The sequence below is a fragment of the Erwinia sp. 198 genome, from assembly GCF_003937915.1.
Taxonomy (GTDB): domain Bacteria; phylum Pseudomonadota; class Gammaproteobacteria; order Enterobacterales; family Enterobacteriaceae; genus Erwinia; species Erwinia aeris.
In genome coordinates, this window is sequence record NZ_RHUM01000010.1 from 110713 (window position 1) to 132230 (window position 21518).

Annotated in this window: 24 protein-coding genes; 7 read left to right on the forward strand and 17 right to left on the reverse strand. The window is 55.3% G+C overall.

Features of this window, described 5'->3' with window-relative positions:
* Positions 1-333: 333 nt before the first annotated feature.
* The 8 genes from EGK14_RS15145 to EGK14_RS15180 form a co-directional block, all read right to left on the reverse strand.
* Entirely contained in the window at positions 334-750 is a 417-nt protein-coding gene (locus EGK14_RS15145; protein WP_125289927.1) for a lysozyme inhibitor LprI family protein, read from the reverse strand.
* Positions 747-1016 carry a hypothetical protein gene (locus EGK14_RS15150; RefSeq protein ID WP_125289928.1) on the reverse strand — a complete coding sequence of 90 codons (270 nt, stop codon included), beginning with the start codon at positions 1014-1016 and terminating at the stop codon, positions 747-749. The genes EGK14_RS15145 and EGK14_RS15150 overlap by 4 nt, the downstream gene beginning before the upstream one ends.
* 38 nt (positions 1017-1054) lie before the next feature.
* A complete protein-coding gene (locus tag EGK14_RS15155; RefSeq protein ID WP_125289929.1) occupies positions 1055-1351 on the reverse strand; it encodes a hypothetical protein in 297 nt (98 codons plus the stop codon).
* A 243-nt stretch (positions 1352-1594) separates the two neighbouring features.
* Positions 1595-2302 (reverse strand): high-affinity branched-chain amino acid ABC transporter ATP-binding protein LivF, encoded by a 708-nt coding sequence (gene livF, locus EGK14_RS15160; RefSeq protein ID WP_125289930.1) that lies wholly within the window; start codon positions 2300-2302, stop codon positions 1595-1597.
* A gap of 1 nt (position 2303) precedes the next feature.
* Entirely contained in the window at positions 2304-3068 is a 765-nt protein-coding gene (gene livG, locus EGK14_RS15165; RefSeq protein WP_125289931.1) for a high-affinity branched-chain amino acid ABC transporter ATP-binding protein LivG, read from the reverse strand.
* Complete coding sequence (locus tag EGK14_RS15170) at positions 3065-4333, reverse strand: high-affinity branched-chain amino acid ABC transporter permease LivM (protein WP_125289932.1); 1269 nt, start codon at positions 4331-4333, stop codon at positions 3065-3067. Before EGK14_RS15170 ends, livG begins: the two co-directional genes overlap by 4 nt.
* A complete protein-coding gene (livH, locus tag EGK14_RS15175) occupies positions 4330-5256 on the reverse strand; it encodes a high-affinity branched-chain amino acid ABC transporter permease LivH (RefSeq protein ID WP_125289933.1) in 927 nt (308 codons plus the stop codon). Before livH ends, EGK14_RS15170 begins: the two co-directional genes overlap by 4 nt.
* A gap of 189 nt (positions 5257-5445) precedes the next feature.
* The gene (locus tag EGK14_RS15180) at positions 5446-6558 is read right to left on the reverse strand and encodes a branched-chain amino acid ABC transporter substrate-binding protein (protein WP_125289934.1); all 1113 of its coding nucleotides are present in this window, start codon (positions 6556-6558) and stop codon (positions 5446-5448) included.
* A gap of 383 nt (positions 6559-6941) precedes the next feature.
* Here EGK14_RS15180 and panM point away from each other — a divergent pair, with 383 nt between their 5' ends.
* The gene (panM, locus tag EGK14_RS15185) at positions 6942-7328 is read left to right on the forward strand and encodes an aspartate 1-decarboxylase autocleavage activator PanM (RefSeq protein WP_125289935.1); all 387 of its coding nucleotides are present in this window, start codon (positions 6942-6944) and stop codon (positions 7326-7328) included.
* A gap of 199 nt (positions 7329-7527) precedes the next feature.
* On the opposite strand, the gene rpoH is transcribed toward panM, so the two are convergent.
* From rpoH to ftsY, 4 genes are all read right to left on the reverse strand, one after another.
* A complete protein-coding gene (gene rpoH / locus EGK14_RS15190; protein ID WP_125289936.1) occupies positions 7528-8382 on the reverse strand; it encodes an RNA polymerase sigma factor RpoH in 855 nt (284 codons plus the stop codon).
* A 261-nt stretch (positions 8383-8643) separates the two neighbouring features.
* On the reverse strand, positions 8644-9630 hold the full coding sequence (gene ftsX / locus EGK14_RS15195; protein ID WP_125289937.1) for a permease-like cell division protein FtsX: 987 nt from the start codon (positions 9628-9630) through the stop codon (positions 8644-8646).
* Positions 9620-10288, reverse strand: a complete 669-nt coding sequence (gene ftsE / locus EGK14_RS15200) for a cell division ATP-binding protein FtsE (RefSeq protein ID WP_125289938.1) — start codon at positions 10286-10288, stop codon at positions 9620-9622. Before ftsE ends, ftsX begins: the two co-directional genes overlap by 11 nt.
* Positions 10289-10293: 5 nt before the next feature.
* Positions 10294-11895, reverse strand: a complete 1602-nt coding sequence (ftsY, locus tag EGK14_RS15205) for a signal recognition particle-docking protein FtsY (protein ID WP_125289939.1) — start codon at positions 11893-11895, stop codon at positions 10294-10296.
* Between the two features lie 166 nt (positions 11896-12061).
* Between ftsY and rsmD the strand changes: the two genes are divergently transcribed.
* On the forward strand, positions 12062-12667 hold the full coding sequence (rsmD, locus tag EGK14_RS15210) for a 16S rRNA (guanine(966)-N(2))-methyltransferase (protein ID WP_125289940.1): 606 nt from the start codon (positions 12062-12064) through the stop codon (positions 12665-12667).
* Positions 12657-12926, forward strand: coding sequence for a DUF1145 family protein (locus EGK14_RS15215; protein WP_125289941.1), 270 nt, complete (start codon positions 12657-12659; stop codon positions 12924-12926). Before rsmD ends, EGK14_RS15215 begins: the two co-directional genes overlap by 11 nt.
* A gap of 29 nt (positions 12927-12955) precedes the next feature.
* Here the strand turns inward: EGK14_RS15215 and EGK14_RS15220 are convergent, their stop codons facing one another.
* Positions 12956-13306, reverse strand: coding sequence for a DUF2500 domain-containing protein (locus tag EGK14_RS15220; protein WP_125289942.1), 351 nt, complete (start codon positions 13304-13306; stop codon positions 12956-12958).
* Positions 13307-13438: 132 nt separating this feature from the next.
* Here EGK14_RS15220 and EGK14_RS15225 point away from each other — a divergent pair, with 132 nt between their 5' ends.
* The gene (locus EGK14_RS15225; RefSeq protein ID WP_125289943.1) at positions 13439-14065 is read left to right on the forward strand and encodes a lysoplasmalogenase; all 627 of its coding nucleotides are present in this window, start codon (positions 13439-13441) and stop codon (positions 14063-14065) included.
* A gap of 84 nt (positions 14066-14149) precedes the next feature.
* Complete coding sequence (locus tag EGK14_RS15230) at positions 14150-16375, forward strand: zinc/cadmium/mercury/lead-transporting ATPase (protein WP_125289944.1); 2226 nt, start codon at positions 14150-14152, stop codon at positions 16373-16375.
* 37 nt (positions 16376-16412) lie between these two features.
* Here EGK14_RS15230 and tusA read toward each other — a convergent pair whose 3' ends face one another.
* Positions 16413-16658: a sulfurtransferase TusA gene (gene tusA, locus EGK14_RS15235; protein WP_125289945.1), complete on the reverse strand. Its 246-nt coding sequence runs from the start codon at positions 16656-16658 to the stop codon at positions 16413-16415.
* Between the two features lie 196 nt (positions 16659-16854).
* Between tusA and EGK14_RS15240 the strand changes: the two genes are divergently transcribed.
* Both EGK14_RS15240 and EGK14_RS15245 read left to right on the forward strand, forming a co-directional pair.
* Positions 16855-17520, forward strand: coding sequence for a 7-cyano-7-deazaguanine/7-aminomethyl-7-deazaguanine transporter (locus tag EGK14_RS15240; RefSeq protein ID WP_125289946.1), 666 nt, complete (start codon positions 16855-16857; stop codon positions 17518-17520).
* 133 nt (positions 17521-17653) lie between these two features.
* Positions 17654-18211, forward strand: a complete 558-nt coding sequence (locus tag EGK14_RS15245) for a DcrB family lipoprotein (protein WP_125289947.1) — start codon at positions 17654-17656, stop codon at positions 18209-18211.
* A gap of 361 nt (positions 18212-18572) precedes the next feature.
* Here the strand turns inward: EGK14_RS15245 and iolE are convergent, their stop codons facing one another.
* From iolE to EGK14_RS15260, 3 genes are all read right to left on the reverse strand, one after another.
* On the reverse strand, positions 18573-19469 hold the full coding sequence (iolE, locus tag EGK14_RS15250; protein ID WP_125289948.1) for a myo-inosose-2 dehydratase: 897 nt from the start codon (positions 19467-19469) through the stop codon (positions 18573-18575).
* Positions 19470-19556: 87 nt separating this feature from the next.
* A complete protein-coding gene (locus EGK14_RS15255) occupies positions 19557-20438 on the reverse strand; it encodes a sugar phosphate isomerase/epimerase family protein (RefSeq protein WP_125289997.1) in 882 nt (293 codons plus the stop codon).
* A 60-nt stretch (positions 20439-20498) separates the two neighbouring features.
* Entirely contained in the window at positions 20499-21512 is a 1014-nt protein-coding gene (locus tag EGK14_RS15260; RefSeq protein ID WP_125289949.1) for a Gfo/Idh/MocA family protein, read from the reverse strand.
* Positions 21513-21518: the final 6 nt, after the last annotated feature.

Consider the following 21518-nt stretch of genomic DNA (forward strand, 5'->3'; position numbering starts at 1 on the left):
ACTTCCTCTGAAATTATTGCCTTCCGCGCGAAAAGTCAGTAGCCCTTCCTTTGGTTCCGACATAGCCTCTCCTTGTGTTTATTCGCCATTCAAATCTGAACAAAAATCATATGCCCGCTTCGTATGCATCCACAATAGAATTTTAATTATTGATAATAAGCAATGCAAAATAACCAGCTATAAAAGAGATTATCAAATGAAGATAATTATCTAAAGGCACTTAAAGAATGCTGAAAATCTTTTTTTAATCCTAAAATTTATTAATAAAATTAAAACAATCAATTAATAATAAGACTTACAAGGAAGTTAATATATTCCTCCGAAGACATTAAATTAATCTAATTTAAAATTCTCATAATAATTTGTTTTATTAACATAATGATGCGCCATGCAGTTTTCATAGGTAAGCAGGTAATCATCTGAGTATTGTTTTTTCAAAGAGGCTTCTGCCGAGCACTCTCTGATTATATAATTTTCCCATAGTCTCTCGCTTTCTTCAATATTATTGATAAAATCGGTAAAATTATCTATACGCTTCCTTTCAGCGATGACCTTTCTGTAAAATTCTTTATAGGTTTTTTTATATTCTTCCTTCTGCACCTGGAAATTATTTACACACACACTTTTAATTTCTGATTTTTTATTAACATTGCAAAGCGGTTTTAAATTATATTCAGCAGCTACAGTACCGGGAAACCCCACGTTTGTCAGGCTGATAAATAGTAATGTAGGCAATAATAATTTTATCATGCGCCCTCGACCAGCAGATAACCTATCCTGTTTCTTCCTGCTTCATCCCCAGACAGTAGTCTGTTGCCTTTTATGAGCCTGATAACATTGCTTCTGTCATTTTTTTCAAAATATTTAACCCGATTTGGATTTAGCCTGCCCTGATAGAACATGTCCACGAAAACGTCTCTTAGCGCCTGATCCAGATCTCTCCAGGCTACCGCATCTTTTCCTTTTCTTCTGAAATAAAAATTCTCCGCTTTGTAATAATAATCACTATAAGTCATTGTGAATAAACTTAGCTGCTGTTCTTCTGATATTTCTTCTATATTTTTTTATTGGCAGTCACAAAATTTTCTGCCCGGCAATATTTTAGCCCTGCCCCGTCCGCTATCTTTTTTGCGCTTTCGGACGCAATTCCGGCCTTTATCAGACAACTATAGGATTCCGCTTTGGTTCTGCTGCCCATATCGAATCCGCGTCCAATCGTCACGCCCGACGCATCCCCCTGACAAGCTGAGGCATTGCCAGGCCAGTGAATAATCCGGGAATAATAACGATTCCCTCTGAAATTATTGCCTTCCGCGCGAAAAGTCAGTAGCCCTTGCTTTGGTTGCGACACAGCCTCTCCTTGTGCTTATTTTCCATTCACTGCTGAACAAAAAGCATACACCCACTACATAGCTATCTGCAATAATTTAAGGCGGCATTTTCTGAGGTTATGCAGCATTGGCTTGAAAAATAAATACAGAGCACTTCAGGAAGAGAATAAGCGGGAGAGCGTTTTAATAACGTGGAAATAAGCAGGCTATTAATTGAAAAATACCGGGAATAATAAAGGGGCCGGTAAACCAGCCCCGTAATCTCAGCCGCCCAGATAGGCGCTGCGTACCGCTTCGTTAGCCAATAGCGCCTCGCCGCTGTCGCTCAGCACCACGTGGCCGTTCTCCAGCACGTAACCGCGATCGGCCAGCTTCAGCGCCTGATTGGCGTTTTGTTCCACCAGGAAGATGGTCATTCCCTCCTGACGTAGCTGCTCGATGGTGTCGAAGATCTGCTGAATAATGATCGGCGCCAGCCCCAGCGACGGCTCGTCCAGCAGCAGCAGGCGCGGCTGGCTCATCAGCGCGCGTCCAATCGCCAGCATCTGCTGTTCGCCGCCGGACATGGTGCCCGCACGCTGTACGCGGCGTTCATAAAGTCGCGGAAAAAGCTCGTAGACGCGCCTGATACGTGACTGATACTGCTGACGATCGGCAAAAAAACCGCCCATCGCCAGGTTCTCATCTACCGTCATGCGGGAAAAGACCCGGCGACCTTCCGGCACGATGGCTATCGCCTCGCGCATAATGCGCGCCGTTTGCCAGTCGGTAATATCCTTGCCGTCAAAAACCACCCGCCCCTGAGTCGCACGCGGATCTCCGCAGAGCGTGCCCAGAATGGTGGTTTTCCCCGCGCCGTTAGCCCCAATCAACGTAACGATTTCGCCCTGATTGATATGCAAACTGACGCTGTGCAAGGCCTGGATTTTCCCATAGTGCGCGCTGACGTTTTCCAGAGAAAGCATAGCCATTTTATGCTTCTCCCAGATAAGCGCGGATCACGTCCGGGTTGTTGCGGATTTCTTCCGGCGTGCCGTTTGCCAGCGGCGTGCCCTGATTGACCACATAGATGCGATCGGAAATGCCCATGACCAGTTTCATATCGTGTTCAATCAACAGTACCGATACCTTGTGTTCGTTGCGCAGCTCGGCGATCAGCTCGTCCAGCTCCAGCGTCTCTTTGGGGTTCAGGCCCGCCGCCGGTTCATCCAGCATCAGGATTTGCGGGCGCGTAACCATACAGCGGGCGATTTCCAGACGACGCTGCTGCCCGTAGGCCAGATTGCCCGCCTGACGGTTAGCGAGCGCGAGTAATCCTACGCGATCCAGCCAGCTGGCCGCCCGATCCAGCGCTTCGCTTTCCGCTTTACGGAAGCCCGGCGTTTTCAGCAGGCCGGCAAACACGCCGCTTTTCAGATGTTGGTGCTGCGCTACCAGCAGGTTTTCAATCACCGTCATTTCACGGAACAGGCGAACGTGCTGGAAAGTGCGCACGATACCCATCCGCGCAATCTCCTGCCCCGCCAGACCCGCCAGCTGCCGCTCGCCCAGCCTGACACTGCCGCCCGTCGGCCGGTAAAAACCGGTCAGGCAGTTAAATACCGTAGTCTTGCCCGCGCCGTTGGGGCCAATCAGCGAAACGATTTCCTGCTCTCGCAGCTCCAGCTCGACGTTGTTGACCGCGAGCAGGCCGCCAAAGCGCATCATCAGGCCGTTTACGGCCAATAAAGGCTTCATGGCTGCTCTCCTTTTTCCACGCTTTTTAACTTCAGGTGCGGACGCTGCATCGGCAGCAGGCCCTGCGGTCGCCAGATCATCATCAGCACCATCAGGCCGCCCAGCACCAGCATGCTGTATTCATTCAGATCGCGCATCAGCTCACGTGAAACTACCAGCAGCACGGCAGCGAGGATCACGGCGAACTGCGACCCCATGCCGCCTAACACCACGATAGCCAGCACAAAGGCCGATTCGGCGAAGGTAAAGGATTCCGGGCTGACAAAACCCTGCCGCGCGGCGAACAGGCTCCCCGCGAAGCCAGCAAAAGCGGCGCTGATAGTAAAAGCGGTGAGCTTGATGCGCGTCGGGCTAAGGCCCAGCGAACGACAGGCGATTTCATCCTCGCGCAGCGCTTCCCAGGCGCGGCCCAGCGGCATTCTTAACAGCCGGTTGATTACAAACAGCGTCAGCACAACCAGCAGCAGCGCTACCATATAGAGAAAGATAATGCGGTCGCTGGGATCGTATTTCAGGTTAAAGAAATGGTGGAAGGTGTCCCAGCCGCCGTCGCGCACGCTACGGTTAAACTCCAGACCGAAAAACGACGGTTTCGGGATCTGGCTGATGCCGTTTGGCCCGCCGGTGATCCCGGTGTTGTTCAGCAGCAGGATACGAACGATTTCGCCAAAGCCCAGCGTAACAATCGCCAGGTAATCACCGCGCAGGCGCAGCACCGGAAAGCCCAGCAGCAGGCCGAACAGCGCGGCCACAATACCCGCCAGCGGCAAACATTCCCAGAAGCCCAAACCGAAGTAGTGATTAAGCAGCGCAAAGGTGTAGGCGCCGATGGCGTAAAAGCCGCCGTAGCCCAGCACCAGCAGGCCGGAAAGCCCGACCACCACGTTCAGGCCCAGGCCCAGCATCACATAAATCAGGGTCAGCGTGGCGATATCGACCGTGCCGCGAGACACCATAAAAGGCCAGGCCGCAGCGGCGACGATCAGCAACAGCAAAAAGAGTTTTTGCTTTGGCGTGGAGCCGTCAATGCCCGGCAGTACCAGCGAAGGCGCGGAAATTTTCTTTAGCCCGCGCTGAAAAACCGGCCGCAGCAGCTGAAAGAAAAAGACCACGGCGCAGCCGAGGGCGATCCAGTTCCAGCGCACGCTGCCGGCGTTGTTAACCACCAGATGCGTGCCGTCCAGGTTAAGGCGCATCCCCATAAAGAATGCGGCCAGCACCACCAGCATCAGTGCGGAAACAGAGGCGTTAAGCAGGTTTTTCATACCTTTTCTACCTCCGGACGGCCCAGAATGCCGGTTGGCATTACCAGCAGCACAACGATCAGCAGCGCAAAAGAGACCACGTCTTTATATTCAGTGCTGAGGTAGGCGGAGGTCAGCGCTTCGGCAATGCCCAGGATCAGGCCGCCCAGCATCGCGCCGGGAATGCTGCCTATGCCGCCCAGCACGGCCGCGGTGAACGCTTTCATCCCGGCCATAAAGCCGATATAAGGATTGATGACGCCGTAGAACTGGCCCAGCAGAACGCCCGCTACCGCCGCCATTGCCGCGCCGATCACGAAGGTCAGTGAGATCACGCGATCCGTGTTAATGCCCAACAGGCTGGCCATTTTCAGATCTTCGGCGCAGGCGCGGCAAGCGCGGCCCATGCGCGAGTAGCGGATAAATAGCGTCAGGGCCAGCATCGCGACAAAGGTCACCACCCAAATCACTACCTGCATAGTGGAGATGGTGGCGGCAAAACCGTTGCTGACGCCCAGCGTCCACTGCCCGCTGACCAGGCCCGGCAGGGCCAAATCGCGCGAGCCCTGAGTCAGGCTGACGTAGTTTTGCAGAAAAATAGACATACCGATGGCGGAAATCAACGCGATCAGCCGCTTGGAGGAACGCACGGGCTTATAAGCCACGCGTTCGATGCTCCAGCCATAGGCGCTGGCAATAACGATAGCCACGAGAAAACCGGCGCCGATCAACAGCCAGCTGGCATCAATGCCCATCATCATCAGCGCGGCGATGACGATAAAAGAGACATAGCTGCCGATCATATATACCTCGCCGTGAGCGAAGTTGATCATGCCGATGATGCCGTACACCATGGTGTAACCGATGGCGATCAGCGCATAGGTGCTGCCCAACGTGACGCCGTTGAACATCTGCTGCAGAAAATAGAGAAACTGCTCGGACATAAAGAATACCTTACTGCTATCCGCCCAGGCGGAAAGAGAGATGCTTTAACAACACGGGCGGAAAGCAGTCCGTTATCGGGGCCGATGCGGCGCCCCGATATTTCCACCCCTTTAAACCCTGATAAGCAATGATGCGGGCAGCCCGTGAAGCATCGCGCTACGGACGTCAGTCTGTGACGTCCGCTATTATTATTTTACCGCGGTAGAAGAGCCGTCGGCATGCCAGGTAAAGATGCCGAACTCAAAGCCTTTCAGATCGCCTTTGGCGTCCCAGCTTAAGTCGCCCATTACCGTTGGCACCGGCGCGCCCTCTTTCAGGTTTTTAGCAATCTCTTCCGGCTCGGCGCTTTTGCTGCGCTCCATACCGGTGGTTAAGGCCTGCAGCGCGGCGTAGGTCGTCCAGACAAACGGGCCGGTTGGATCGAGCTTTTTCGCTTTCAGCGCATCGACAACGGGTTGGTTAGACGGCACCTGGTCGTAACGTTTCGGCAGCGTAACCAGCATGCCTTCGGAAGCCGCGCCGGCGATATTAGAGAGCGAAGCGTTGCCTACGCCTTCTGGCCCCATAAAGCGGGTTTGCAGCCCGGCCGCGCGTGACTGCCGCAGGATCTGCCCCATTTCCGGGTAGTAGCCGCCAAAATAGACAAAATCGACGTTCTCTTTTTTCAGGCGCGCCACCAGCGTGGAGAAGTCTTTATCGCCTGCGGTCACGCCTTCAAACATCACCACGTTGCCGCCCGATTTTTTCAGGCTCGCCTGCACGGAGCGCGCCAGCCCTTCGCCGTACTGCTGCTTATCGTGGATCACGGCAATGCGCTGCGGTTTGATCCGATCAAGAATATATCTCGCTGCGGTCGGGCCCTGATCGGAATCCAGGCCCGTGGTGCGCATAATCATTTTATAGCCACGGGTGGTCAGGTCGGCGTTGGTGGCCGCCGGGGTAATCATCAGTACGCCTTCGTCTTCATAGATATCGGAGGCGGGCTGGGTAGAAGAAGAGCAAAGGTGGCCGATAACATAGCGGATACCGTCGTTGATAACCTTATTGGCGACCGCAACCGCCTGTTTTGGATCGCAGGCATCGTCATACTGCACGCCGACCAGTTTATTGCCGTTGACGCCGCCTTTGGCGTTGATATCGGCAATAGCCTGTTTCGCGCCGGTGAACTCCATATCACCATATTGCGCAACCGGGCCAGACATAGCGCCAACGATGGCCACTTTAATGTCTTCTGCGGCGGCGGCATGACTGAGCGCCAATGCCATGCAGCCTGCTAAAAACGCGCTACCTTTCATTTTCATCCTGACTACCCCATCTTGTGTTTGCTGTTTTTTATACTGCTCCCATCGATAAACGCCATAAGAAGAACGGGTTAACGCGGGATACAGCCATTTTATTAATAAGACTATAAATTTCAGGTTATTAAACAGGAATTTTCTTCTGTAAATCAACTGACTTCATGTGATATTACCGCCAGCATCAGCATAAATGACTGGTACGAATGCGGGCTGTTTGGGCGTCCAGCCAGCGGGTTATTCTGCATTCATCGCATTAACTCAGCGTTTATCTTTAACTTTAAACGCCACCCTGACAGATTGCTTTGTTTTTATACAAAAAAAGTTACGCGCCTCTTCACGCGCATTTTCGCTACAATCTGCCTCTCACGTCGGCACGGTAAATTTTTATGAAACTGACTATTCTCAGGCTGCAACGCTTAAGCGCTCAGGATCTTGTGGATCTGAGCAAAATCTGGCCGCAGGAAGATCCGGCAGATCTGGAAAACAGGCTGGACGATCGTCATCGGCTCTATGCGGCCAGGTTCAACGATCGGCTGCTGGCGGCCGTGAAAGTGACGCTGAATGAAGCGCAGGGCGAGCTGACGGATTTTATGGTGCGGGAAGCCACCAGGCGGCGCGGCGTCGGCAGCTATCTGCTGGAAGAAGCGCTGGCGCAAAACGCGGCCGTAACGCGCTGGCGGATGCCGAAAACGGATGACGAAGGGCTTTCGGCTTTTATGTGCAGGCAAGGATTTATCGCTGGCGCAGACGGCTGGGTTTGGCAGCGGGCTTAGGCAGTAAGAGCCGCTTAAGATAGAAGGCTTTGGGTTATAAATTCCGGGCTTTGGGCCTGAGGTCAGGCTTCGGAACCCAGGGTTTGAATCTGAAGTCCGGAACGTCGGACCTGGGGTTTCAGTATGAGAAAGCTTATCAGCATGCGGAGCCTGAAAACAAAAAGGCGGCCCGGAGGCCGCCTTTTTTTACCGCTACGAATTACGCTTCAATCGCGACGCGCAGTTTTTTCATCGCGTTCTTTTCAAGCTGGCGGACGCGCTCGGCGGAAACGCCGTATTTGTCGGCCAGCTCCTGCAGCGTGGTTTTGTTGTCATCGTCCAGCCAGCGGGCACGAATAATATCCTGGCTGCGCTCGTCCAGGCCCTGCATGGCGTCGCTCAGCTTGTCTGCGGCGTGATTATCCCAGTTGTCTTCTTCAATGCCGTCAGCAAAGTCAGAAGATTTGTCCTGCAGATAAAGCATTGGCGCCATTGAGCGACCTTCGCCTTCATCTTCTGGCGTCGGATCAAAGGTCATATCCTGAGCCGCCATGCGCGACTCCATTTCGAGCACGTCTTTGCTGGTCACGCCCAGTTCGCGCGCCACCATTTCAACTTCGTCCTGATTAAACCAGCCCAGACGCTGCTTGGCTTTACGCAGGTTGAAGAATAGCTTGCGCTGCGCTTTGGTGGTGGCGACCTTAACAATACGCCAGTTACGCAAAACGTATTCGTGGATTTCAGCTTTAATCCAGTGCACGGCAAAGGAAACCAGACGCACGCCCACTTCCGGATTAAAGCGACGCACGGCTTTCATGAGGCCGATGTTGCCTTCCTGGATCAGATCCGCCTGCGGCAGACCGTAGCCGGAATAGTTACGAGCGACATGAACAACAAAGCGCAGGTGAGACAGGATCAGCTTCTTGGCTGCTTCCAGATCGCCCTGGTAATGCAGCCGTTCAGCCAGCGCTTTTTCCTCTTCTGCCGTCAGCACAGGCCAGGCATTAGCCGCCCGGATATAGGAATCCAGGTTGCCTAAAGGAGCAATAGCTAAAGTTTGCATTTCTTTGGTCATTCAAACCCTCTCTGTATTAAACAATATTGCCGCACTTTCCCTGAGCGGTTCACAAGACTACGTGAACGATAGCGAGAAAGGAGAGCAATCTGTGCTACTTCGACTACAAAGTTATCCACAAGTTCACTATCAGCGGTGCGTAATATACACACATTTCTCGGGAAGGGGAGCAGGCCGGAAAGATTTTTACGAGGAGGACTTCCTCTGCGGCACGATGCTCATGCAACAGAGGAATAGTATACCAAAAAAAATGAGAAGAGGTTACTGCGGCGTAAATCGACGTAAATGTTGCACCGTCGCCAGCCAGGCGGCAACCCAGCCGATCATGGCCGCAATCAGCAGCAGCAGCAGGCTTTCATCCCAGGCCAGACCGTGCAGGCTAAAGGTGGTGCCGAACACGGCAGCGACCTGAGTGACCACCGATTCCAGGCGGAAAACCAGTATTTCGGACAGCGCCAGCGACAGTAGCGCGCCGCAGAAGCCCAGCAGCGCGCCGCCATATAGAAACGGTCGCAGAATAAAGCCGTCGGTCGCGCCGATCAGCTTCTGCACGTTAATGGTGTCGCGACGAGCAAAAATACTGAGCCGCACGCTGTTGCCAATCACCAGGAAAACCGCAACGATCATCAGGATGCCGATCATGGTCGCTACCTGGCCGACCAGGCCCGCCAGCGCCGCCAGCCGGGCAAACCAGCTGTCGTCCATTTTTACTTCATCCACGCCCTGCACTTTCGCCACGCGGGAGCTGAGGTTGTTCATGGTGTCCGAGTTTTGAAAATTGATTTGCGGCGTGATGATGGCCACAGCCGGCAGCGGATTCTGCTCCAGCATATCCATCGCACCGCCAAAGCCGGACCAGTTGCGGAACTCGCCCATCGCTTCTTCGCGCGACAGGTAGTTAACCTTATCCACGCCTTCTTCTTTTTTCAGCTGGGCCACAACGTTCTCCGCCGCGTCGTCATCCAGCGTTTTGCTCAGATACACCGTCAGCTGCGGCGCGGGATACCACTGCTGCGCCGCGCTGCTGACGTTTTTCCACACCATAAAGCACACGCTTGGCAAGGTCAGGGAGATGGCGATCACCATTACCGTCAATAGCGTTGCCAGCGGCTGACGCCACATGTCGGACAGGGTACCGCGCAGCGCGTAGCGCCACTGCTCCTGCCACCCGCCCTTCAGCGCTTTGCTTTTGGAAGGCTGCTTCGCCGTTTTTGGCGCAGCCGGACGCGGGTTACGCTTATTCGCCATAGTTGCCTCCGTGCAGACGTCCCTGGTTCAGCGTCATCAGACGATAGTTGCGGCGGGCGATCAGCGCCCGGTCATGAGTAGCCATCAGCACGGTAACACCCACGCGGTTGAACTCTTCAAACAGGCGCAGGATATCTTCGGACAGGGCTTCATCCAGGTTGCCGGTTGGTTCATCCGCCAGCAGCACCGCAGGCTTGTTAACCACCGCGCGAGCGATGCCAACACGCTGCTGTTCGCCGCCCGACAGCTGAATAGGATAACTTTTCGCTTTGTCCAGCAGACCGACTTTGTCCAGCGCGGCAGACACGCGGCGGCGAATATCTTCCCCACTTGCGCCCGCGATAATCAGCGGAATAGCCACGTTGTCATAGACGGACCTGTCCATCAGCAGATGGTGATCCTGGAAAATCATACCGATCTGGCGGCGTAAAAAAGGCACTTCCCGGCTCTTCAGGCGGCTGATGTCATGCCCGCTGAACCAGATATGGCCGGCGCTGGGGCGCTCAATGCCGCAGATCAGCTTCAGCAGGGTGCTTTTCCCCGCCCCGGAATGCCCGGTCAGAAACGCCATTTCTCCCGGTTGCAGATGAAAATCCACTCCCTGTAGCGCTTGCCGACCGCCGAGATAAGCCTTACTGACTTCTTCAAAGCGAATCATCCTAACTAGTCCTCTCGGGCAAATAGTGCCTCTATAAAATCGTCTGCCTTGAACGAGCGTAAATCTTCAATGCCTTCGCCGACGCCGATGTAGCGAATAGGAATACCGAACTGATCGGCCACCGAGAAGATCACGCCGCCTTTAGCGGTGCCGTCCAGTTTGGTCAGCGTAATGCCCGTCAGGCCCACTGCCTCATGGAACAGCTTAGCCTGGCTGATGGCGTTCTGGCCGGTGCTGGCGTCGATGGTCAGCATGACCTCGTGCGGTGCCTGTTCATCCAGTTTTTTCATCACGCGCGTGATTTTCTTCAGCTCTTCCATCAGGTGCGATTTATTCTGCAAACGGCCCGCCGTATCGGCGATCAGGACGTCGACATTGCGCGCTTTCGCCGCCTGGATGGCATCGAAAATTACCGAGGCGGAATCCGCGCCAGTATGCTGGGCGACAACCGGAATGTTGTTACGCTGCCCCCAGACCTGAAGCTGCTCGACCGCTGCCGCGCGGAAGGTATCGCCCGCCGCCAGCATGACCGATTTGCCTTCCGCCTGATACTGGCGCGCCAGCTTGCCGATGGTGGTGGTTTTACCCACGCCGTTGACGCCGACCATCAGGATAACGAACGGCGTTTTGCCGGTAACCTCCAGCGGCGCCTCGACTTTCGCCAGAATGTCGGCCATTTCCTGCTTCAGCAGCCCGTACAGTGCTTCGGCGTCGCGCAGCTGTTTGCGGCTTGCCTGAGCGGTCAGGTTAGTAATGATGCGGCGCGTGGTTTCAACGCCTACGTCGGCGATCAGCAGCTGCTCTTCCAGCTCTTCAAACAGCTCATCATCGATTTTTTTACCGCGGAACAGGCTGACGAAGCCGGAACCTAAATTCTGGCGCGTTTTGACCAGGCTGCGCTTCAGGCGGGCGAAAAAGCCTTCTTTGGTCGGGCGTGCCTGCTCTTCCGCAGCCTGCTCCTGCTCCTCAGCGGCGTTAGCCTGCTCAACTTTAACCAGCGCGGCAGCGACGGATTCTTCTTCCTCGATGACCTTTAGCTCAGCTTCTGAGGCACCGGCAGAGAGCGCGGCGGCTTCCAGTTCTTCCGGCGTGATGTCATCGGCCTGTTCTGCGGCGATCGCCGCCTCTTCCGGTTCCGGCGCGGCGGCAACAATCTCTTCAGGCAAAGGTTCCGGCTCCGCCTGCACGGCCGCCGTCTCTTCCGGCAGCCATTCTTCTGGTTCGGCCTTAGCGACCGCTTGCTCTTCCGGCAGCCATTCTTCTTCTGGTTCGGCCTTAGCGGCCGCATGCTCTTCCGGCAACGGCTCCGCTTTCGGCTCCGTGCTGGCGGCGGCAGTTTCTTCCGCCAGCGGCGCAGGCTTAGCGGCTGCGTGCGCTTCCGGCTCTGTGCTGTCCTGTTCGCTCGGGCCCCGTGCAGCCTGCTCGCGAGCAACGGTTTCCGTCACTTCTACAACGGCTTCGGCACGCTGCTCCACGTCAGGAGGCGTGGCAGCGTCCGCGGTTTCGCTCTGCTGCTGTTCTGACGTTTGGACCTCTTCCTCAGGCGCTTTTTCTTCGCGTCCTAATCCCAGCCAGGAAAAAAAGCCACGTTTTTTATTTTTTGCCATGGTGCAACCACACTCCTCGCGGGGAAAAAAACCGTCAGGTCTCTGAAAATAATCTTAATCCCCTAGTCTAACACTTTCCTGCTAACGCAACACAGCACCCTTTTTACGTTTCCTCTGCCCGGTAAGCCCGTTAAACTGTGCAACAAATTATGAAGAGTTAAGTCAGATGAATAAAAAACCTCGCGGCGGCAGCGCCGGACAGATCCGCATCATTGGCGGCCAGTGGCGCGGCAGAAAGCTGCCGGTGCCCGACAGCGCCGGACTGCGCCCTACCACCGATCGCGTGCGTGAGACGCTGTTTAACTGGCTGGCGCCCGATATTCATGGCGCGCGTTGCCTGGACTGCTTTGCCGGCAGCGGCGCGCTGGGTCTGGAAGCCCTGTCGCGCCATGCGGCCTCGGCTACGCTGCTGGAGCTGGAGCGCCCGGTCGCGCAGCAGCTGGAGAAAAATCTGGCCACGCTGGGTGCGGCAAACGGCCGCGTAATTAATACCAATACGCTACAGTTTCTGGCTAAGCCTGGCGAACCTCACCAGCTGGCCTTTATCGACCCGCCGTTCCGCAAAGGGCTGCTGGAAGAAACGCTGACGCTGCTGGAAACCCAGGGCTGGCTGGCGGAAGAGGCTTTAATCTATGTAGAAAGCGAAGTGGAAAGCGGCGTGCCGCCTGTGCCGGTAAACTGGCAGCTGTACCGCGAGAAAACCGCCGGACAGGTTGCCTGTCGTCTTTATGTTCGTCGTTCCCCTGAGAAGAGAGAAAGCCATGCTGATTAATCTGGGCAGAGCGCTAATGGTATGCGTGTGGGCCTTTTTGCTGCTCAACCTGGTCCATCCTTACCCCGCGCCGCTAAAATATTTTATCAACGTCGCGCTGTTCTTTATGGTGATTATGCACGGCCTACAGCTGGTGCTGATGCGCGCCACGCAGTCTAAAGAAGCGCCAAAACTGAGCGGCGCGCTTCAGGCTAAGATTTTCTTTTTTGGTGTGTTTGAGCTGCTGGCCTGGCAGAAAAAGCAGTTTCCCAAACAGTAGGCGGCCGGGTCTTCTTTCCGGCCATGCCGTCAGCGTGGCCGGAAGGCGATAAATCGCGTGCCCTGCACCTGTAGTTCACCTTTTTCTCCCCGTGCCAGTTGGTGATAGTCGCCGGCTTTCAGCACCAGCTTAAAATCTCCCGCGCCGTTCAGCGGATGGAACCACGCCTCGTATCGCATTGCTTCGACCGGAATATTTTCCCGCTGGCGCGAGCGCAGCGCAGAGGTGGAGACTTCCCGTTTGTCTTTGATTTCGACCGGCAGGCTGCGTACGGGCGAAGCATCGTTGACCGCCACTTCCTGCCGCTGTTTGATAAATTGCCGGGTTGCCAGCACGGCGATAATGGCCAGCGTAATAAAAAAAATCAGGGGTGGCTTCACAACTTTTCCTCTTTTTTGCAGCGTAAACAGAAAGAATACAACCAGAGACCTCTCATTGTCACATCGTTGGCCCCTGTCCTAAACTAAAACCAGAACTGTGGAATTTAGCATCTAAAAACAAAGGGACACATTATGATCTGGTCGTTTCTGGCAGTGCTTTTTTCCGGCTGGCTGTACGTTGACGCTACTTACCGTGGCCCGCAATGGCAGCGCTGGGTCTTTAAACCGGTCACGCTTTTGCTGCTGCTCGCCTGGGCATGGCAAGCGCCAGCGTTAAGCGCTACGGATTATCTCATTCTGTTTGGCCTGCTGGCGACGCTGGTCGGCGATGCGCTGATGCTGCTGCCTGAACGGCGAATGCTCTACGCTATCGGCGCATTTTTCCTCTCGCATCTGCTTTATACCATCTGCTTCGCCAGCCATATGACGCTGACGTTCTTCTGGCCGATCCCATTGACCGTATTGGTTATGGGCGCGCTGCTGATTGCGGCTATCTGGACAAAGCTGGAGGATCTGCGCTGGCCGGTTTGCACCTTTATCGGCATGACGCTGCTGATGGTCTGGCTGACCACCGAGCAATACGTTTTCCGGCCGACGGACTATGGTTTCTCATTAATGGTCGGAACGTCGCTGCTGCTGCTCGCCAATATCGTTTGGCTGGTTAGCCACTATCGTCGCCGCTTTGCCGCCGACAGTGCCATTACCGCCGCCTGTTATTTTGCGGGTCACTTTATGATTGTCCGCTCGCTCTATCTCTGATTTACGCCTTGACTCTGGAGTCAGCTCCAGAGTGTAAGATAAGCCTGGCGGGGAAGCAGCCCGTCATGCTTATCAGGAGGCATCATGCAACAACATCCATCTTCTCCCTGCCCTTGCGGGCAGCGCCACGCGGCCGGACAGCAAGGTTGCAGCAAACCGCGTCCCAACCTGGGGAAAATCACCTCTTTTAACGGCCATTGTGCTACAGCCGCCTGCGAACCGCAGCCTGAAAAAGAAGAAAGAATCGGTGCGGATTACAGCTGGCAAATCGGCGGAATGGACTGTCCGGGCTGCGCCAGAAAGATCGAAAACGCCGTAGGCCAGCTGCAAGGCGTCACTCAGGCTCGCGTGCTGTTCGCTACGGAAAAGCTGGTGGTAAGCGCCGATAAAGATGTGCAGCAGCAGGTTGAGCAGGCGGTCGCCAGAGCCGGATTTACCCTGCGCTCTGCCACGCAGCCAGCGGCAAAGTCAGCAGGGTTCTGGCAGGAAAACGGCATGCTGCTGCTGCTCGGCGGGCTGCTGCTCACCGGCTGGCTGCTACAGACGATCGATCCGCAGGCCGGAAAAATCGCGTTTATCGTCACCACACTGGCGGGCTGCTGGCCCGTTGCCCGTACCGCCCTGCGCCTGATGCGCAGCGGAACGCCTTTTGCCATTGAAACTTTAATGACCGTAGCCGCCATTGGCGCGCTTTTTATCGGCGCAGCCGCGGAGGCAGCCATGGTGCTGCTGCTGTTTATGCTTGGGGAACGTCTGGAGGCTTTTGCCGCAGGGCGCGCGCGTCGTGGCGTAACGGCGCTGATGGCGTTAAAACCCGAGCAGGCGCGACGCATCCGGAACGATGCGCGTGAAACCGTGGCCGTAAGCGCGCTACGGCCTGGCGATCTTATTGAGGTTGCCGCAGGCGGACGCCTGCCTGCCGACGCCTGTCTGGTTACGCCTTTCGCCAGCTTTGATGAAAGCGCATTAACTGGCGAATCCATGCCGGTGGAGCGACGGGCAGGTGAATCCGTGGCGGCAGGCAGCCTGAGCATCGATAGCCTGGTGAGGCTGAAAGTCACGTCAAAACCTGGTCAGAGCGCTATCGACCGTATCCTGCGTTTAATTGAAGAGGCAGACGCCAACCGCGCGCCGGTCGAACGTTTTCTCGATCGTTTCAGCCGCATTTACACGCCGCTGGTGATGGCTGTTGCGCTGCTGGTGGCCACCGTACCGCCGCTATTCTTTGCTGGCGACTGGCAGTCGTGGATTTATAAGGGACTGACTTTGCTGCTGATTGGCTGTCCCTGTGCGCTGGTGATCTCCACGCCAGCGGCGATCACCTCCGGCCTGGCCGCTGCGGCCCGCCATGGCGTACTGATTAAGGGCGGCGCGGCGCTGGAAAGCCTGAACGGCGTGCGCACGCTGGCGTTCGACAAAACCGGTACGCTGACCGAAGGCAAACCCCGTATTGAGAGCATTCAGGCCTTTGCTGCCCTCAATGAAGCGGAATTGCTGGCTAAAGCCGCTGCCGTTGAGCAGGGTTCCTCTCATCCGCTGGGCAGGGCAATTGTGCAGCTGGCAGAACAGCGCCAGCTTGTTATACCTGCCGCTACGGCGCAGCGGGCGCTTGCAGGAAGCGGTATAGAAGCGGTAGTTAGCGGTCACAAACTCTTAATCTGCACGCCCGGCAAGCTGAGGCTGACGGCCGAGCAGCAGATGAGCGTCGCAGAGCTGGAATCGACAGGAAATACGGTCGTCATTGTCGTGCAGGATGCTGTTCCGGTCGGGCTTATCGCGCTGCGCGATACGCTACGTGCGGACGCGGTTGCCGCGCTGAGCGAACTTCATGCTTTAAATATAGAAACGATCATGCTGACCGGCGACAATCCGCGCGCGGCGGCAGCTATCGCCAACAAGCTCGCCATCAGCTATCGCGCTGGCCTGCTGCCTGCAGATAAAGTAGCGGCTATTCATGCGCTAAACCAACGGCGCGCCGTTGCAATGGTCGGCGATGGCATCAACGATGCACCCGCGATGAAAGCGGCGACTGTCGGCATCGCTATGGGTAGCGGCAGCGACGTTGCGCTGGAAACCGCCGACGCGGCGCTGACGCATAACCGGCTGGCGGGCCTGGCGACGACAATCCGTCTGGCACGCGCCGTCCATACCAATATTCGACAGAATATTTCGCTGGCGCTCGGGCTGAAGGGGGTATTCCTGGTCACTACGCTGCTGGGCATTACCGGGCTATGGCTGGCCGTGCTGGCGGACTCTGGTGCCACCGCGCTGGTCACGGCGAACGCGCTGCGATTGCTGAGTAAGCGCTAACTTTACCTGCCCGCACTGATACGGGCAGGACGCGACGCTACAACCCCTTTTTTAACAGATAGCGATAGGGTAGTTCCTCAGTCGCCTGCGCCAGCAGCGTATGTTCCATAAAGCGGCAGAAACCGGGGATATCGCGCGTGGTGGCCGGATCGTCAGCGATCACCAGCAGCGTTTCGCCCTCCTGCATATGGCGCACGGCTTTACGCACCATCATCACCGGCTCAGGGCAGCGCAGGCCTGAAGCATCCAGGGTTTGGTCGGGATTTGCGAACGATTCGCTCATAACATTCTCAATCAGACAGGAAATGCCCCCTATTTTACTCCCGACGTCGGCATGTGCAAGCCAGGCTCTGAACGACAACGTTTGCGCTAAAATTAACCATTGCATTAGCAGACTGATTCGGTAAGATGCCGCGCAATCGCTCGGGCGAGACAATTTTTTGGGTTCCCTCACCCCATAGTTAAAAAAGGCTACATTGATGATCTCTTTCTCTTCTCGTCAGCGTAAACATGCGCTGATCTGGCTATCGCTGTTCCATCTGCTGGTCATTACCTCCAGTAATTATCTGGTGCAGCTGCCCATTTCGATTTTTGGTTTCCATACTACCTGGGGAGCGTTCAGCTTTCCCTTTATCTTTCTGGCTACCGATTTAACGGTACGAATTTTCGGTGCGCCGCTGGCCCGACGAATTATTCTTGCGGTGATGATCCCGGCGCTGTTTATCTCCTACAGCATTTCTGCGCTTTTCTATCAGGGCGAATGGCAGGGGCTGGGCGCGCTGGCAAGCGTTAACCTGTTTGTCGCTCGTATCGCCTGCGCCAGCTTTATGGCCTATGCGCTGGGACAAATCCTCGACGTGCACGTTTTTAACCGCTTGCGCAAACTGCCGCAATGGTGGGTAGCCCCTGCCTCCGCTATGTTCCTGGGTAATATCAGCGACACGCTGGCGTTTTTCTTTATCGCTTTCTACAAAAGCCCCGATCCGTTTATGGCACAGAACTGGGTGGAAATTGCGCTGGTGGACTACAGCTTTAAGGTTCTTATCTGCGTGATTTTCTTCCTGCCAGCCTATGGCGTGCTGTTAAACGCCATGCTGAAGCGGATAACGGAAAAATCCTCTGGCGCTCAGGTCAACTTCGGCTAGTCTGTCACACTGTGACGTCGCGCCCGGCCATGCGTTTTGGTGGGCAGCGCGCCACGGCAGGTTGCTTTTAGCCGCTGATTACTATTGTATAAGTTGCTGAACAGCGCGAACGACTAACGTAAAAGGGATCACGATGCGTAACTTACTGAAATATGCCGGTATCGGTTTACTGGTGGTCGGACTGGCCGCCTGCGACGGCAAAGATGATAAAGCCGCCGCCGATGATAACGGCGTCAGCAGCAGCCAAAGCAGCCAGACCGTTACCCTGATGGACGGCAAGCTCAGCTTCTCGCTGCCGGCAGGCATGTCCGATCAGAGTGGAAAAATGGGCACGCAGGCCAATAATATGCACGTATACGCCGATGCCAGCGGCCAGAAAGCGATTATTGTGATTGCGGGCGATGCCACGAACGAAAGCCTGGACGTGCTGGCGAAGCGCCTGGAAGATCAGCAGCGTAACCGCGATGCGCAGCTGCAGGTAGTGACGAACAAATCTGTCGAGCTGAAAGGCCAGCCAGCACAGCAGCTGGATTCGGTGATTTCGGCCAAGGGCCAGTCTTCCTGGTCGTCAGTGCTGCTGGCGAAAGTCGATGGCAAACTGCTGACTCTGCAAATTACGCTGCCTGCGGACAATCAGCAGCAGTCGCAGACCGAAGCGGAAAACATTATCAATACGGTAGTGCTGAAATAATTCCCCTTTAAAAATAGCGTCCGGCAGAAAAGCCAGGCGCTATTTTTATTTAGGCAGCGGCTTTGCAAAAGGCTTTTCCCGCCCGCGCCGTTTGCCCGCCTCTGTCGTCCTTGTGTACCGTTACGACAGGACAGGATTGGCTTGCTTACCGCTTCCCGAGCCATTTCTTTCCCGGTTCACTGCTTTCGCGACCTGCTGCTTCCCTACCCATAGTTTTCCCGACTTACTGCTTTCGCGACCTGCTGCGTCTCCGCCCTGTTACTTTTCTGACCGGTGCATCCCTGACCATCATTTTGCCGGCTTACTCCTTACTGCCTTTACTGGCTAACACTTCCCTGTGGACAATGCCTGGCCGATTGGCTTACAGACCTGCGTGTTCGCGGATATATTTTCTGGCCTTGACGGCATATTCAAACGGATTCGCCAGCGCCGGATCCTGCTCCGCTTCCACCACCATCCAGCCTTTGTAGCCCGATTCGTCCAGAATTTTAAACACCGGATCAAAATCAATCACGCCATCGCCGGGAACGGTAAAGGTGCCTTTTTTTACGCCGTCCAGGAAAGAGAGCCGCTGGCTTCTGACCTGCGCCACCACCTCATCACGCACGTCCTTCAGATGCACGTGATTGATACGCGGCAGATATTTTTCCAGGATGGCCAGCATTTGCGCCTGGCTGCCTTCCGAGTAGTAGGCATGGCCGGTATCGAACAGCAGATAAACGTCGTCATGGGTCAGCGCCATAAATTTGTCGATCTCTGCTGCGGTCTGAATGGCCGTCCCCATATGATGGTGCAAACAAACCTGCATGCCTTTTTCCGCCGCCAGCGCGGCCAGCTCGTTATAGCCCTCCGCCGTCAGCTGCCACTCCTCTTCGGTAAAGTGCGGTTTCTCTTCCAGCACCGCCAGCGTGGTGCCCTGGATGCTTTTGCTCTGCTCGGAGCAGCCGATCACTTTGGCGCCCATCGCGTGAAGAAAATCGCGATGGTTGATAAATTCATCAATGGTTTTTGCCCTGTCGCCATTGGCGAAAAAGGTGCTGAACCAGGCGTTGCAGATTTGGATGCCGCGAATGTTCAGCATCGGTTTCAGCACCGCCGGATCGCGCGGATATTTACTGCCGACCTCACTGCCGGTGAAGCCAGCCAGCGCCATTTCGCTGACGATCTGCTGGAAAGTGTTTTCCGCACCCAGCTCAGGCATATCGTCATTGGTCCAGCCAATCGGGGCTATCGCCAGCTTTACGTTTTCTTTGTTCATGGTGGTGCCTCAGCGGTCTGTCATTAAGATGGCGCGGTGCGCCTGCCTGGGCTTTCCGCGCGTAGGATCAACCTGTGCGCCTGAAGGTTAGCGAAGCAGTTCGCGTTCGATCAGCTCACGGGTTTCTACTGCCTGATATTTCATTTTTTCCGGATAGCCAAACAGTGAGGCGGCAACTATCGACTCGCCGCCGACCTTATAAGTGCGGTTGGCAAAATCCATCTCGCGCAGGGTTTTAAACAGCGTATCGAAATCCACTTCGCCTTCGCCCACGCCCACGTGCTGATGAATGGTGGCGTCCACGCCTGGCGGATTGACAATATAGCGGCAGTGTTTGGTATGGTTCATGGTATCGGCGATGAGCACGTGTGAAAGGTCGCCGCCTGCATATTCCAACATGCTTTTTACGTCGCCTTTGCCTTTGTCGTAAAAAAAGGTGTGCGGCACGCTATAAAGATATTTGACGTTTTCGCTGCGGAACGACTTCACCAGATCGGCTGTTTCGTTGTTTTCTTCGCAGAAATCCCACGGGTGAGACTGAACTTCAATACGAATGCCTTCCCGCTCGACGATGGGCAGCAGCTCCTCCATAGAACGGTAAAACATCTCTTCGCAGATCTCCGGTTCGTTTGGCGTGCCGGAAAGCTCGGTATTGATAACCTGCACGCCGGTTTCCACCGCGATTTCAATCATACGCTTCCAGTTGCGCACGGCCGCCTGGCGACGTGCCTCATCCGGGCCTGACCAACGATAGACTACGATATAGGAGGAGATTTCCAGCCCGGTTGCGCGCAGCGCGTTTTTGTATTCGGTGATGATTTCCCGACTGGCCTTAGGATGTTTATAGAACGGATTAATCTGCGGATGCGGCGACTGCTCAATATATTTGTAGCCCCACTCCGCCACCTGGTGAACCATTTTGGTGATACCCAAATCTTTAATGACATCTACATCAAAGGCGATTTTCATCAGTTTCTTCCTGCTCGTCATTTGACACCTCCTCTGCCTGCGCAGAGGAGCCGGTCGGCATTATTTGTTGTAAAACGCCGGGCGCGGCGGCAGTTCAACGCTTTCAATCGCCCCGCTTTCCTGAGCCTTCAGGCAGGCATCTGCCGCCACGGAAGCCGCGTAACCGTCCCATGCGGAAGGGCCGTGCAGTTGGCCAGCCGTGACGTCATTGATAAATGCCTGTAGCTCAACGTCATAGGCATCGATAAAGCGATCCTTCCAGTCGGTCAGAATAGAAGTGGACAGCTTCGCCTCTTTACGAAGCTGAACGGAGGCTGGCTCCGGCAGTCGTGCAATCCCGGTTTCGCCCACGACCTCACACTGGATATCGTAGCCATAGGCGCAGTTAACGAAAATCTCGACGTCAATGCGCACGCCTTTTTGCGTTTCAAACAGTACGATTTGCGGATCGCGCAGTTTCGCATGGGTATTTTTGGTATCACGCGGGAAAACAACCTGAACCGTTTTATAGTCGTCCTCGGTCAGCCAGCGCAGCACGTCCAGCTCGTGGATTAGCGTGTTGGTGATCGCCATATCGGTGGTATAGCTTTCCGGCACCGTTGGGTTGCGGTGGGCGCAGTGCAGCATCAGCGGCTCGCCGATATCACCGTTGGTGATAACCTGCTTTAACGCACGATAGCCAGTATCGTAAGGGCGCATAAAGCCAACCTGAACCAGACGCTTGCCGTGGGCAATTTCAGCCTCCACCACGCGGCGGCAGCCTTCAGCAGTCAGCGCCAGCGGCTTTTCGCAAAATACCGGTTTGCCCGCCGCGATGGCCGCAAGCGTAAATTCTTCATGCGTGGGATCCCAGGAGGTGACGATAAGCGCGTCAACGTCAGAGGAGCGAATAACATCATGCCCGTTGGCATAGACTTCCGCCTCCAGACCCAGACGGCTAACCACGCCTTTAGCGCCTTCGATATTAATATCGGAGACAGCCACCACTTTCGCACCCTGCAGCACTTTGCTGCAGCGACGAATATGTTCCTGGCCAATTGCGCCGGTGCCGATTACGCCAAGTTTCAGTGTCATAACTAC